Consider the following 13,636-nt stretch of genomic DNA (forward strand, 5'->3'; position numbering starts at 1 on the left):
TCTTAAGTTCGCGCATCTTTCTGTTTGGTTTTTTGTGTTTTGGCGAATTCATTAGATCATACGGAAAGATGCCATTCTACTTAAATTTATGATTTTTAATGAAATCATCAGGGGATTCCTCAGAACGTAGTGTGAGCTTGCTTTCTGAGGCTTTATATATCGGCGTCGCTGGTAAAAATAAAGGCTTAACCGCTGAGCAGTGGCAGGCGCTATGGGCTGCTTCACCGCAACAAGGAAACTTACAAAGTTGGGTTGATTTTGTTGATGATGCGTTAGAACAATAGATTAAACAAAAAAAGCCGGCTGGGAGGCCGGCTAAAAGGAAGTAGTACTTGAACTCACAGCAATCAGTTAAGTTTAAACTCATCACTTAGATGAGCTAAGTTTAGTGGATGTATCATTATTAGCTATATGGGAAAACCAAGACATTTGATTGATTTTATAAAGGATGTGAGATAGATCGTTACTTCGTAAATAATTAAGAGTGGCTAAGCTCTTTTGTTGGTATGGGGTTTAATAAAGCGGGAGGTTAGGGTTTCTGACTTGTCGCCAGATGCTTTTATCTAATCTGCTGCTATTCAAGCCAAATTGAAACCGCTAAATATTGATTTGGTCACTATATGGGTTTAGGCTAACTGTGGTTTAATAGCTGGCGCAAACCTTCCCGAAACATACTTAAGTGTTGGTTAGCCGTGTTCAGTTTGATGAGGTAAAAAATGAGTAACGTATTAGAATTAGTAAAAAATGCACGTCGCAAAAACAAATTAAAACGTGAAATTATTGATAATGAGAGCAAGGTTCGCGATAACCGTAAGCGTGTTGATTTGTTAGATAATCTTCTCGATTATATCCGCAGTGATATGACTCAAGCTGAAATCGTTGCCATTGTTGAAAACATGAAAGCCGATTATGAAGACCGTGTTGATGACCATATCATTAAAGGTGCTGAATTATCTAAAGAGCGTCGTGATATCAATAAGAAAATTCAAGAGTTTTCTCGTGGTGCAACGCAAAGCGCGAAAAAGTAAATTTTTATTACTTAGATCTCGTTTGAAGCCCGTTGAGGGCTTTTTTTCAGCTTTGAAAACATAGTGTAAAACGCTATAACGCCAGTGATGTTACGCTAAATTGGCTACAATTGCTTATCTCGAACTCAGCTTAATAAGAGTATAGGCGCCATATTTTACGCTCTGGTATTGGCTAAGTCTTCACCGCCATCACAGTGTTACTGAAATAAAGCGCTAAAATGTTAAGGTCCGTGGTACTTGCAAATTGGAAAATGCGCTTGTTTGAGCTAAAATCCCGCTGATAACTTTTTAGATGCTCTCTCATCTTTACTTGGCAATAAAAATTTTAACAAGCCAACATGACTTTATTATTTATTCCTTATACTTACTCTGCTCGCGGCCAAATTGGCAGTGTAGTGAGAGTTATTCTTGGCCATTTGCTAAGAGATCAAGGACTACATTCATATTAGGAGCGTCGTTGGGATGGATTCCACCTTTGTAATATTAGAGCGCATTGCGCAAAATGCCGATTGGCCGACGACGCAGTCTTGGACTCAAGTTCTGAACAGGGATTTTCAAGCTAGCTTAGATTTGCTGGATGGTTATCGCAGTGACCCTGAAACGTTATACCGTGCGATGAATCAATTTATTGTGATGCCTAATGGCTGCTATGGCCAAGCGGGGGCGGCAGCGGTATTACTTGCTGCAAGCCAATTCGAAAAAAGTATGAGTGAAGAAGTGGCCGCTGCAATTTCTCATTGGATTGAAGCCGCTAAAGGCGTCAATGATAGTATTCCTGCTGTTCGTGCGATAGAAATTGATTTTTTGGTGCGCGGTGAACAAATGGAACTCGCCGCTAGTAAGTTAAAAGAGCTTATTAAAGTCAACCCTGAAGATTATTGGGCATGTCGCTGCGCGCTTAATTATTGGGCTGCGATGGGGGATTTGGCGCAAGTGGCTATTTGGGGAAAACGTGCTGAAGAATCTGCCCATAGTTCGCGACGCTGGGAGCAAGTTATCTGGCAAATGGGGGTTATTGCCCACCAGCAAAAGCTTTGGCAACAAGCTGCGGGCTTTTATGAGCAGTTAATATCAGCTAGCTCGAGTGATGCGGCGCTTTATCATAATATGAGCGAAGTCTATTTTGAGTTAGGCGAGTATAAAAAAGCGTTGGCGTACAATAAAAAATCTTTACAATTTAAATCGACAGCCACGGGTGAACAGCTTCAGAAAAAAATATTGAAGGCCAGCGTTTGGTGGCGCAAGTTGCTGCCTTAATTCTGAGAGATAATTAACGTTTGTTAGCAGTTAACTAAACGAGACTGACGAAATGCTTGGGTTAGCTCATTAACGTGCTGGTAGACCCAGTCGGCGTGATGGCGGTATTCTTTATTTAGCTCAGGATCATACAAGCATGACCAAGACTTGGCGTTTTTAGCAACTTCAATGTCAAACCAAAAATCCCCTATATAGACAATATCTTGTGTTGGTAATTGCCATTGCTGGGCAATTTTAAATATGCCTTCCGGATCGGGCTTAGCTCGACAATCCTCGCGCGTTAACACCAGTGGAATATCCAGTTTAAACTTTTCCAGCACATAGTGACTGGCATCGCGCATATTGCGCGTAAGCACCGCAGTAGGGATGCCTAATTGCTGTAAGGTAACTAACAACTCTGCAACGCCCTCGATGGCTTCTGCGGCGTGTGCACCGGCCATTTCGTGATCGTAAATACATTGTTCGGCATGGGCTATTTGCTGGTGGCAGGTTAAGGTGGCGAGATGTTCGAGGAGCGGCGATTGCTCTGGGAAGTTAAGCTCTGCTCTGAGTAAGTCAAAGTCGAGCTTAGAATCCACTAAGGTGCCGTCTAAATCAAAAATAACACCTTTAATTTTCATGAAATCCATTTTGCCACCTTATTTTACTTGAGTGGATAGGAGCACTAACTAGAGGGTTATACGCCTACCTATACCACTCGGCTGTTACATTGATTCAAACAGCTTAAGTAACTGATCACTATCGGTCAGCACTTGATGTTCGGCTTCTTTATCTCCGTATACGGCATCTGCCAGTTGCTGTTTCTGTTGTTGTAATTGTAGCACCCGCTCTTCAACCGTTTTTTCACAAATCAGTTTATAAACAAACACCGGCTTGTCTTGACCGATACGGTAAGCACGGTCTGTTGCTTGGTTTTCTGCAGCAGGGTTCCACCAAGGGTCGTAGTGAATAACGGTGTCTGCTGCGGTTAAGTTCAAGCCGACGCCGCCAGCTTTTAATGAGATTAAAAATACCGGTACATCGCCATTTTGGAATGAGTTAATGACATCTGAGCGTTTTTGCGTTTGTCCCGTAAGCTTAGCGTAAGGAATTTTAGCATCCTTAAACTTGTTCTCAATTAACGCCAGCATCTGGGCAAACTGCGAAAAGATCAAAATGCGGCGACCTTCTTCCAACATTTCCGGCACGATTTCCATTAGGAAGTCTAACTTAGCCGACTGGTTAATTTTTTGTGCTTCTTCTAATTTCACCAATTTCGGGTCACAACAGGCTTGGCGCATTTTTAACAGCGCATCTAAAAACTCAATGCGACTGCGAGCCATGCCTTTGCTAGCCAGTAAGCCTTGCACGCGTGATTCCATGGTGACACGAATGCTTTCATATAAGGTTCGTTGCTCTGGCGGCATTTCAATCAGGTGGGTTATTTCTGTCTTGGGCGGCAGTTCTTTGGCCACTTGATCTTTGGTGCGGCGCAATAAGAATGGCGATACTTTTTGTTTCAGCCATTGCTTGGTTTGAAAATCACCTTCTTTTTCAATCGGGGTACGGTAGTGTTTATTAAAGGCACTCAAGTTGCCTAGGAAACCAGGCATTAGAAAGTCGTAAATAGACCATAATTCACCAAGGTGGTTCTCCATTGGTGTACCGGTTAAACATAAGCGATGATCTGAATTGAGCTTTTTCACCGTTTGTGTCATTTTTGCGGTCGGGTTTTTGATCACTTGCGCTTCGTCTAAGATCAGTTCACTGAACTCAAATTGGTCTAGCTCTTCACTATCTCGTACCATTAGCGGATAAGTCGAGATGATGATGTCGTGATTATTTATCTCTGCAAATAGCTGTTTACGCTCTGGCCCGTGCAGTTTTAGGGTAGTGAGGTTCGGTGTGAATTTTTTCGCTTCCGACTCCCAGTTACCCACTAAGCTGGTGGGACAGATAACCAAAGCCGGTTTAGTCAGCTTGCCGATATCTTTGCGGTGCTGCAGATAGGCTAGTGCTTGCACTGTTTTACCTAGACCCATGTCATCTGCGAGGATGCCGCCAAAACCGTAATCAAATAAGAAATTGAGCCAATTAAGGCCGTCTTGTTGGTAGCTACGCAGCTCAGCTTTTAAGTTTGGTGAAGGTGCTATTGCTTGAATACCGGAAAAGTTAGCTAGCTTTTGTGCCAGTTTTTTAACATGTTCGCCGCCCACCCAGTTATTAATATCAGGCAATTGCGCTAATAGTCCTGCGTGGGTATTGGGTAAACGCAAGGTTAAGTTATCTTGATTGGTCAGCTCTTCTAAAATCGCCAAAATGGGCTCGATAGAGCTGCGCTTAATGGTCAACATAGCGCCATTTTTTTGCGGTAAAATAAGATCGCCTTTTTGCGATTTCCAATCCGTATGACGTTGGATCCATTCCAACAGCATTGGCAGTAACGGTAAGCTACGGCCTTCGACTTCAATGGTTAAGCCGACATCGAACCATTGGCTGTTTTCTTCTATTTCGATGTTCATGCCTTGAATTTGCTGTGCCGTTAAGTCGATATTTTTATCAAACTCAACCTGCCAGCCTTGCTGTTTCAGGCGCTCACCATGTAACAGATTAAAACCTAGCCAAAGTTCTTCTTGGCTCACCTTACCGTTGCTGTACAAAAATCCTTGTAGTACTTGCTTGTCTAACCGACCTTGCAACAAGTGCTCATTTGCAGGTTTTAATTGTAAGCGTTGGTATTGCTGCCAAGCTTGCTGCTCTTGCTCTAATTCGCGCTTAATGTGGTAGCTGTTGCCATGAATAGTAAAGCGTGTTTGGCGATCCAGGTGGATAACACTTGGGCAAAGGCGCACTTCGCCATAAGCAAACCAGAATTCGGCAATGAGCGCCGTTTGGCCATTTTCTAGACTGCTTTTTTTTACCGTTAACACCGGCACCAGTGGTGCGTCGACTTCAATTTTGGGTAATTGAATCGGTGCTGGGATCGTATCTTCGGTAAAATTAATTAATAGTTCTTGAGTAAAGTGAGTGGCTTGTTGCTCGCCCAGTGGTGGTAAGGCTTGCAGTGACTGTAAAAAGCTGCCTTCTAGCTCGGTTTCAATGGGGCCGGCCACCAGTGAATTAGGAATTAAATACCAAGGGCTTGGTGTCGGCAATAGTTGCCACTGTTCATCAATACCTTCTAACTCTATGCTAAGTTGGTGCTGTTCTTGTTTGTGCCAGCTTAACGTGAGTTTAGCACTGCTGCCTAATTGTAATGGCGAAGCGGTACTCTCCCAAAAACAGCGGCCAGACTTGAGCATGCGCTTTAAGGCTAGTTCGTCATTTTCGGTGCTGATCACCGTGCTTTTTAAGTTGTACTTATCGGTTTCTTTTAGCAGTAACAATCGCACTAGGTTTTTATCGAAATCCGTTAACCAAGAGTCAGACCAAGAGTAATCATTCACTAACTCTTCTAATCGTTTACTACTAAATGCACCAAAGCTGCCGTCTTTTAAAGTTTTTGCCGCCCCAACTTCTACTTGAATAAGGCCATCTTTATTGTTGGATAAACAATAAATCGCCTTTTCTTTTGCTGCCGCACTTGGGCTGCTGGCTTGGCTTTGTTGTAAATGCAGGGGTAGCTGGCTAAACCATAACTGGTAGGGATCGGCGGGCTCGAGTTGTTTCTGATAAGCGAGCAATAGTGCAACTGCGTGCTTGCAGTTCCAGCCGACCGGACAAGAGCATTGGCTACGAATGATCAGCTTACCTGGCTGATTACTGGCTTTCACTTCAACGTTGGTGCTGTAGCTGGTTTCTTTATCGCTCCCCGTCAGGCTACCGATGAGTTTGTCGAGCTCAGGGCTGTATTTGCATTTTTGTACCATGCCTTCTGTGAATACTTTAAGCCCTCGTTCAAAGGTAGGGCCGCCGAAGCTGTTACGTATATCTTTTTCCGAATAATCCAACATGGTACTGAGCATCACTTTCATTTATCGCAGGAAATGGGCCCGATTATATCGCTTTTTGGCTCTCGGGTGGGAATTGTATCTTGATGAGGGTGGCAAAAGTCATGATTAACTGCTGCCACCTTTAATATTAGGCCTTACAATTTGGTTTAATTGATTGATATTTAGGTAGTTTATTGATTTTATCTTGTAAGTCTTTTATTCGCGTAGAGTGAGATGGGTGAGTTGAAAATAGCTCTGGTGGTTGTGGTCCCTTAGCTGCGTTAGCCATGTTTTGCCATAGCTTAATGCTTTCATTCGGGTTAAAACCGGCTTTTGCCATTAACTCTAAGCCCAAAATATCCGACTCTGATTCTTGGGTGCGGCCCCAAGGCATTAAAATACCGTATTGTGCACCTAAACCTAGTCCGGCCATGGCCATGCCATGATATTCGCTACCGCTTAAAGCGGCACTGGAAAGCTCTAGGCCTAGGTTAGTTATTTGGCTTTGTGATAAACGCTCATTACTGTGGTTGGCTAATACATGGGCAATTTCATGTCCGATCACCGTTGCCAGTTGATCTTGATTCTCGGCAACCTTTAATAATCCGGTGTACACACCAATTTTTCCACCCGGCAGAGCAAAAGCGTTGACTTGTTCGCTGTCAAATACCACTACTTCCCAGTGTTGAAAGCTATTCTGAGGTGGTAATTGCTGAGTGATGGCATTGGTGACACAAGCGACGTATTGATTGGTCTTTTTGTTATGGCTAATTTTCTCTTGTTTTTTCATTTCCTCAAATGACTGCGAGCCGAGTTGTGTCATCTCTGTGTCAGAAAACATAATCACCTGGCCACGGCCAGTGGGTGAGGTGGAGCAACCAGCAAGAACCATACTTGCACAAAGCAGGCTGGTTTTAAAAAATGAATGGCTAAATATATTGGTCATGGCGTTTATCCTGTAACCCATCAAATGAGCCCTACATCATACTCCGCTAGGGCCTTTGGCTCTAGTCGGTTGTTCATTCTGTTAATGTTAGACGATACTGAGGGGGTGTGTTGCGACAGTTAACTTTGCTCTTGTTCTGACAAGGCTTGGATCTCCGGAATCACATCATTAGCCCAGTTAAGCCAAGCTTGTTCCATCGCGATACCGCGTTTAAGGCTTAGGTAAGCGAGTTTGTCGCCTTTACTCAAGTATTTCATTTCGGGAAAGTCGGTTTTAAACGCTAAATACATATTTAAAGTTGCCTGGTGTTCTTCCACCAATCTTTTTAAATCACTTAAAATAGCACTGGCATTGGCGCATTCACCCGCCATGAATTTTGCTAAAAATGGTGAGTTTAATAAGCGCTCAGATGTAGGCTGATCCAGCCAATGGGTTAAAGCTTGCTGACCAGCAGGCGTCACGCTATAAATTTTTTTATCGGGTTTCCCTTGTTGAGCTTGTTCGATACAGCTGATTAAGTTTTCGTCAGCCATTTTTTTTAGTTCGCGATATATTTGCTGGTGGCTAGCTTGCCAAAAATTGGACGACTTTTCATCGTACTCTTTGGCGAGCTCGTACCCGGTCATAGCGCCTTTTTGTAAGGTAATTAACAATACATTTTTTAAGCTCATGTCGCGTTCTTTATCCGTTATATAACCTGTTAATACTAACTAATTAATAGTATGAGTTCGAGCGTGACTTTCATTTCTGTTGCGTTGCCTTAATACTCCCCGTGAATATGGTGCTAGCTGAGTGTGTATTTGAGGGGATTAGTCAGGATCGAGTACACTGGGCTGAACGCGACTATTTGGAATATTTATGTTACTCAGTGCACTCAAGCAACACTTTGGCTTTGATCAACTAAGGCCTGGGCAAGAGCAAGTCATTAACGCGATTATGCAAGGCCATTCAGCAGCGGCTATATTTCCAACCGGATCGGGCAAATCTCTTTGTTATCAGCTACCCGCGACCTTGTTACCCAACCTCACCTTAGTCATTTCTCCTCTACTGGCACTGATTAAAGATCAACTTGATTTTTTACAACAACGTGGCATTGCTGCGGCCTCGATCGATTCCAGTCAAACCTTTGAGCAAGTACAGCAGGTGATGCAAGGGGTTCGCAACGGTCAGATTAAAGTACTGATGATTTCGGTAGAAAGATTGAAAAACGAACGTTTCATGCGCTTTATTGAACAAGTGCCAATTTCGTTAATGGTGGTCGATGAGGCCCATTGTATTTCCGAATGGGGACATAATTTCAGACCCGACTATTTAAAGTTGGCGCAGTATCAAAAACAGCTAAGTATTCCACAGGTACTTTTGTTAACCGCCACCGCCACCGAGCCTGTTATTCAAGATATGCAGACCAAGTTTGCGATTAATAGTCAGCATATTGTGGTGACCGGTTTTTACCGTGGTAACTTAGACTTAGCTGTTGTGGCAACCGAACCCGCTGCGCGGATGGCTAAGTTACAGCAACTGTTAGCGGCAGACTCATCATTGCCGAGTATTGTTTATGTCACCTTGCAGCACACGGCGGAAGAGGTGGCTACGCAACTACAACAGCAGGGTATTAATGCACAGGCTTATCACGCTGGGATGGAATCGGATAAGCGTCAACAAATTCAAGCTGATTTTATGGCTGGTAAGTACGCTTGCATTGTCGCCACTATCGCCTTTGGGATGGGCATAGATAAAGCCGATATTCGCCGCGTGATCCATTTTGATTTACCTAAGTCGATCGAGAATTACAGCCAAGAAATTGGTCGTGCCGGGCGGGATGGCTTAGCGTCGCAATGTGTGGTGTTAGCCAATAAATCCAGTTTAACCTTGTTGGAAAATTTTGTTTATGGTGACACGCCAGATCTACCCGCCATCCAAGCGGTGCTGGATGAAATAGGTCAAGCTCGGGATGAATGGGAAGTGGTGCTGACGCGTCTGTCTAACCAAACCAATATCCGTCAACTGCCATTAAAAACCTTGCTCGTGTATTTGGAAATGCAGGGGATTCTGCGCCCAGCATACAGTTATTTTGCTGAATATAAATTTAAGTATCTCTGGGAGCAGAGTGCCATCATTCAGGCTTTTCAAGGCGAACGCCAAGTCTTCGTACAACAGATTTTAAGCTCGGCAGCTCAAGCAAAAATTTGGTGCACACCTGATCTTGAGCGCATGTGGCAACAGCATGGACAGGCGCGTACGCGAGTGATCGCCGCGCTCGACTACTTACATGAAAAAGGCATGATCCAGTTAGAAAGTAAATTGATGACCGAGGTTTATCGGGTACAGCAACCGCCGCACTCACGGCCTGATTTAGCCAATGAATTGCATCAGTTATTTATTAACAAAGAGCAGGCAGAAATAAACCGTATAAGTCAGCTTATTGGCTTTTTTGAATCCCAGCAGTGTTTAAGCCATCGACTGGCAGGCTACTTTGCCGATCATCAAGCACCAGTGCAGTGTGGCCATTGTTCGGTTTGTCGTGGCCAACTGGCGCAATTGCCGGTACCTGTAGAAGTATTCATGCCTTCCAGTGAGCAGTTAACGGCTTGGTTATTACCTTTCCAACAGGGTTATCAAGCGGCAATGGGGCATACTGCTAGCATTGCTGCGCAAGCCCGGTTTTTATGCGGAATGGCGACGCCGGTGCTGACAAAAATTAAAGGCCGTAAAATGGCTGGTTTTGCCCAGCTTGAACAGGTGCCGTTTAATCAAGTGAAAGGTCGAATAGCGCAACTTAATTAATCGTTTTTTCAGGCAGCTTATCTAGTATGTGTCATGCTTAATTAGTTATTGTGAATTATTGAGTCTGTACTGTTACAGGAGAACATCATGTTTATAGTGACGCGTGTAAATGATGCCCGCCTTGATCTTGAAATTTCAGGCAAGCTAGACAGTGAAGCAATGAAGTTATTGTTAGATGAGCTAATAGCGAAAAGTGAAGGTATTAGCGCTGGTCGCATGCTTTATCGGATTGCGGCATTTAATATTCCAACGATAGGGGCGATGGCGGTAGAAATGTCGCGTTTACCTGAGTTATTCACACTGATGCAGCAGTTTAGTCGCATTGCTGTTTTGACCGATACAGACTGGGTAAAAAAAGTTAGCGAATTTGAGGGCGCTGTTATCCCTAATGTAGACATTAAAGGCTTTAGTTTAGAAGATCTAGCGGCTGCAGAGGCTTGGCTCGAACAATAATACATAGACGGCTAGATTGACTAATACTCAGGATAAGCCGAAACACACCCTCTGTTAGGTATGCTGGCTTAAACCAAGTGGCTAGGTGAGACTGGCGTTTACTTGCCGATACAAAAGCTCGAGAAGATGCGAGTCAGTAAGTCATCATTGCTAAATTCACCGGTGATTTCACTTAAGGCTTCTTGGGCCAATCTTAACTCTTCAGCCAGCAGTTCGCCGGCCATATAGACTTCAAGTTGCTCTTTGCCGTTATCCACATGGTGGCTAGCTATGTTCAGCGCTTCTAGGTGACGGCGACGCGCCATAAAGCCGCCCTCACTGTTACCTTGATAGCCCATGATTTGTTTAAGATGCTCACGTAATGATTCGAGCCCTAGCCCTGTTTTAGCACTGATGCGGTAAACAGGATGGCCATGATCTTCGGTGATGCCTAAGGTTTCACCCGTTAGGTCAGCTTTGTTACGTATCACCGTCATACCGATCTTTTGCGGCAAGCGCTCAACAAAATCAGGCCAAATTTTGGCGGGGTCAAGTTCGTCGGTGGTGGTGCCATCCAACATAAACAATACCCGATCAGCATTATTAATTTCTTGCCATGCGCGCTCAATACCAATTTGCTCTACCACGTCAGGGCTTTCACGCAGACCGGCGGTATCGATAATGTGCAGTGGCATGCCATCAATATGAATATGCTCGCGTAATACATCGCGCGTGGTGCCCGCTATTTCGGTGACGATGGCAGCTTCTTTTCCGGCCAAGGCATTTAATAAGCTCGATTTACCAGCGTTAGGCCGACCCGCGATCACGACTTTCATGCCTTCACGCATGATTGCGCCTTGTTTGGCTTGGCTTTGCACTAACGCTAGCTGGTCGATAATGGCGTAAAGCTTGGCTTGGATTTTACCATCAGAGAGAAAGTCGACCCCTTCTTCATCGGGAAAGTCGATGGCTGCTTCAACAAAAATACGCAGATGAATAAGGGCTTCTACTAATTCATGTATCTTGCTAGAAAATTCACCTTGTAGTGAGTTCAAGGCACTTTTCGCGGCTTGCTCTGAGGTGGCTTCAATTAAATCGGCAATGGCTTCTGCTTGGGCTAAATCAAGCTTATCGTTCATGAAGGCGCGCTCTGAGAATTCACCCGGACGTGCAGTCCGCACCCCTGGAATCAGCAAAATGCGCTTGATCAGCATGTCCATCACCACCGGACCACCATGGCCTTGTAGCTCTAATACATCTTCACCGGTAAACGAATAGGGACCTTTAAATAGCAAGGCAATCCCTTCATCGAGGGCGTTGTTATGCTCATCTTTAAACGGCAGGTATTCGGCATATCGCACTCGAGGTTGCTTGCCTAACACAATCTCCGCCACTTGTTCGCAAGCGGGACCTGATACCCTAATGATGCCGACGCCGCCACGGCCGAGAGGGGTTGCTTGTGCGACGATAGTATCAATTGAATTCATCTACTTATGCCTGTTGTATTAGAGTGTGCAAAATTGTTTTGTATTATACGTTGTTCATAAAGAAAAAGGAGCCATGCGGCTCCTTCTTAATATGACTTAGGGGTTAGCTAAGTTTACGCCGAGGCGTTTTTACCTAAGCCCTTTTTGTCCAGCTCGCGGAAAATTAGCCACTGCTGTAACAAGGTTACTAAGTTACTCACTAACCAGTAAAGTACCAAACCTGAAGGGAAGAACAAGAAGAATGCGGTAAATACTACTGGCATATATTGCATGATCTTAGCTTGCATCGGATCTTGTACTGTCGTTGGTGACATCTTCTGAATGAAGAACATGCTGATACCCATTAGGATAGGTAACACGTAGTACGGGTCTTGAACTGATAAGTCAGTGATCCAACCAAAGAACGGCGCATGACGTAATTCAACCGACTCCATTAATGACCAGTACAGGGCAATAAAGATAGGCATTTGCAATAGGATAGGTAAACAGCCACCCAGTGGGTTTACTTTCTCTTTCTTGTATAGCTCCATCATGCCTTGTGAGACTTTTTGTTTGTCTTCACCGAAACGGTCACGTAACTGTTGGATTTTTGGCTGTAGTAAACGCATTTTCGCCATTGAGGTGTATTGCGCTTTGGTTAGCGGATACATCACACCTTTAACAGAGAAGGTCACTAAAATAATAGCCATGCCCCAGTTACCAACGATACTTTGGAAAAATAGTAATAGTTGGAATAACGGTTGTGCGATAAACCATAACCAACCGTAATCTACGGTAAGGTCAAGGTGTGTGCCAACTTCTGCCATTTCGTCTTGTAGTTTTGGACCAACCCAAAGTTTTGTGCTTAGGGTTGCTTCACTACCTGCTGCCACGGTTTGTAGTGGCGCTTTATAACCAATCGCTGCATCTGCACCATACACACGAGTGTAAAGCTCATTGGTTTGCTCTTCACTTGGAATAAAGGCTGACACAAAGTAATGCTCTAGCATTGCCACGTAACCGCCTTTTGTTTCAACGGCTAAGTTCGCTTCTTGCATGTCATCAAACTTGTACTTAGTGTAGCGAGTGTCGTTTTTAGCGGCTAAAGGCGCGGAATAAGCACCACCACGATAAACTGGCATCACTAAGCTGCCACCAGAAGGTTGCACGGTTTGCTTTAACTGGCCGTATAGTTGCAAGTTAACAGGCGCATCTGAGTTATTGATAACTTGGTAATCAATATCAACTTCATACTTGCCTTTAAGCAGGGTAAATACTTTTACGTATTTGATGCCGGTATCGGTAGTGAAATATAACTGCGCTGAAACCTTATCTGCACCTTCACTTAAGATAAATGCGTCTTGAGTGGTGGTGTAGTGTGGACGACCTTTAGGATGGCTATCAGGACCTTGACCAATTAAACCACTTTGCGCGATGTAGACATGACCTTGTTCGCTTTTAAGTAATTTGAATGGGGCTGGCTCGCCTTGTACTTCTGGGTACAACAATAAGTCTGCTTCAACTATGTCACCCCCAACAGTATCAATCACCAATTTTAGCGTGTCATTGCTTAGGGTGATGCGCTTTTGTGATGCACTGTTTGACTCTACAGGCATATCTTGATTGGCATCAACAGAAGCCATCGGCACATCAGCACTGATGTTAGCACTGCTAGGAGCATTGTTAGCTGGTTGTGTTGCGACAACGGTTGGTTGCTCTGGTTGCGGATTCTTAAATTCTGTCCAAGCGACAAAAATTAAGTAGCTGACAAACAGCAGACCAAAAAGTAAAAAATTACGCTGAGATTCCATA

Annotated in this window: 11 protein-coding genes; 5 read left to right on the plus strand and 6 right to left on the minus strand. The window is 44.2% G+C overall.

The window, feature by feature from the left end; translation table 11 throughout:
• Positions 1-98 precede the first annotated feature (98 nt).
• From K6Y31_RS19360 to K6Y31_RS19370, 3 genes are all read left to right on the plus strand, one after another.
• Positions 99-284, plus strand: coding sequence for a hypothetical protein (locus tag K6Y31_RS19360; protein ID WP_233054688.1), 186 nt, complete (start codon positions 99-101; stop codon positions 282-284).
• A 432-nt stretch (positions 285-716) separates the two neighbouring features.
• Complete coding sequence (locus tag K6Y31_RS19365; RefSeq protein WP_233054689.1) at positions 717-1,028, plus strand: DUF496 family protein; 312 nt, start codon at positions 717-719, stop codon at positions 1,026-1,028.
• 462 nt (positions 1,029-1,490) lie between these two features.
• Positions 1,491-2,285 (plus strand): tetratricopeptide repeat protein, encoded by a 795-nt coding sequence (locus tag K6Y31_RS19370; RefSeq protein WP_233054690.1) that lies wholly within the window; start codon positions 1,491-1,493, stop codon positions 2,283-2,285.
• Between the two features lie 23 nt (positions 2,286-2,308).
• Here the strand turns inward: K6Y31_RS19370 and K6Y31_RS19375 are convergent, their stop codons facing one another.
• The 4 genes from K6Y31_RS19375 to K6Y31_RS19390 form a co-directional block, all read right to left on the minus strand.
• Positions 2,309-2,914 (minus strand): HAD family hydrolase, encoded by a 606-nt coding sequence (locus K6Y31_RS19375; protein WP_233054691.1) that lies wholly within the window; start codon positions 2,912-2,914, stop codon positions 2,309-2,311.
• A gap of 75 nt (positions 2,915-2,989) precedes the next feature.
• Entirely contained in the window at positions 2,990-6,229 is a 3,240-nt protein-coding gene (locus K6Y31_RS19380; protein WP_233054692.1) for a DEAD/DEAH box helicase, read from the minus strand.
• Between the two features lie 115 nt (positions 6,230-6,344).
• Entirely contained in the window at positions 6,345-7,142 is a 798-nt protein-coding gene (locus tag K6Y31_RS19385) for a M48 family metallopeptidase (RefSeq protein ID WP_233054693.1), read from the minus strand.
• 119 nt (positions 7,143-7,261) lie between these two features.
• Positions 7,262-7,813, minus strand: coding sequence for a PadR family transcriptional regulator (locus K6Y31_RS19390; RefSeq protein ID WP_233054694.1), 552 nt, complete (start codon positions 7,811-7,813; stop codon positions 7,262-7,264).
• A 187-nt stretch (positions 7,814-8,000) separates the two neighbouring features.
• Here K6Y31_RS19390 and K6Y31_RS19395 point away from each other — a divergent pair, with 187 nt between their 5' ends.
• Both K6Y31_RS19395 and K6Y31_RS19400 read left to right on the plus strand, forming a co-directional pair.
• Positions 8,001-9,926 (plus strand): RecQ family ATP-dependent DNA helicase, encoded by a 1,926-nt coding sequence (locus K6Y31_RS19395; RefSeq protein WP_233054695.1) that lies wholly within the window; start codon positions 8,001-8,003, stop codon positions 9,924-9,926.
• A gap of 87 nt (positions 9,927-10,013) precedes the next feature.
• Entirely contained in the window at positions 10,014-10,379 is a 366-nt protein-coding gene (locus K6Y31_RS19400; protein WP_233054696.1) for a SpoIIAA family protein, read from the plus strand.
• Positions 10,380-10,477: 98 nt separating this feature from the next.
• Here the strand turns inward: K6Y31_RS19400 and mnmE are convergent, their stop codons facing one another.
• Both mnmE and yidC read right to left on the minus strand, forming a co-directional pair.
• Entirely contained in the window at positions 10,478-11,845 is a 1,368-nt protein-coding gene (mnmE, locus tag K6Y31_RS19405; protein ID WP_233054697.1) for a tRNA uridine-5-carboxymethylaminomethyl(34) synthesis GTPase MnmE, read from the minus strand.
• 113 nt (positions 11,846-11,958) lie between these two features.
• Complete coding sequence (gene yidC, locus K6Y31_RS19410; RefSeq protein ID WP_233054698.1) at positions 11,959-13,635, minus strand: membrane protein insertase YidC; 1,677 nt, start codon at positions 13,633-13,635, stop codon at positions 11,959-11,961.
• Between the last annotated feature and the right edge of the window lies 1 nt (position 13,636).

The organism is Motilimonas cestriensis, from assembly GCF_021295315.1.
GTDB lineage: Bacteria > Pseudomonadota > Gammaproteobacteria > Enterobacterales > CBDFNC01 > Motilimonas > Motilimonas cestriensis.

Coding starts and splice junctions, on each gene's coding strand:
- K6Y31_RS19395 (WP_233054695.1), top strand. CDS start 8,001: ATGTTACTCAGTGCACTCAAGCAACACTTTGGCTTTGATCAACTAAGG.
- K6Y31_RS19390 (WP_233054694.1), bottom strand. CDS start 7,813: ATGAGCTTAAAAAATGTATTGTTAATTACCTTACAAAAAGGCGCTATG.
- K6Y31_RS19365 (WP_233054689.1), top strand. CDS start 717: ATGAGTAACGTATTAGAATTAGTAAAAAATGCACGTCGCAAAAACAAA.
- mnmE (WP_233054697.1), bottom strand. CDS start 11,845: ATGAATTCAATTGATACTATCGTCGCACAAGCAACCCCTCTCGGCCGT.
- K6Y31_RS19380 (WP_233054692.1), bottom strand. CDS start 6,229: ATGCTCAGTACCATGTTGGATTATTCGGAAAAAGATATACGTAACAGC.
- K6Y31_RS19400 (WP_233054696.1), top strand. CDS start 10,014: ATGTTTATAGTGACGCGTGTAAATGATGCCCGCCTTGATCTTGAAATT.
- K6Y31_RS19375 (WP_233054691.1), bottom strand. CDS start 2,914: ATGGATTTCATGAAAATTAAAGGTGTTATTTTTGATTTAGACGGCACC.
- K6Y31_RS19385 (WP_233054693.1), bottom strand. CDS start 7,142: ATGACCAATATATTTAGCCATTCATTTTTTAAAACCAGCCTGCTTTGT.
- K6Y31_RS19370 (WP_233054690.1), top strand. CDS start 1,491: ATGGATTCCACCTTTGTAATATTAGAGCGCATTGCGCAAAATGCCGAT.
- yidC (WP_233054698.1), bottom strand. CDS start 13,635: ATGGAATCTCAGCGTAATTTTTTACTTTTTGGTCTGCTGTTTGTCAGC.
- K6Y31_RS19360 (WP_233054688.1), top strand. CDS start 99: ATGAAATCATCAGGGGATTCCTCAGAACGTAGTGTGAGCTTGCTTTCT.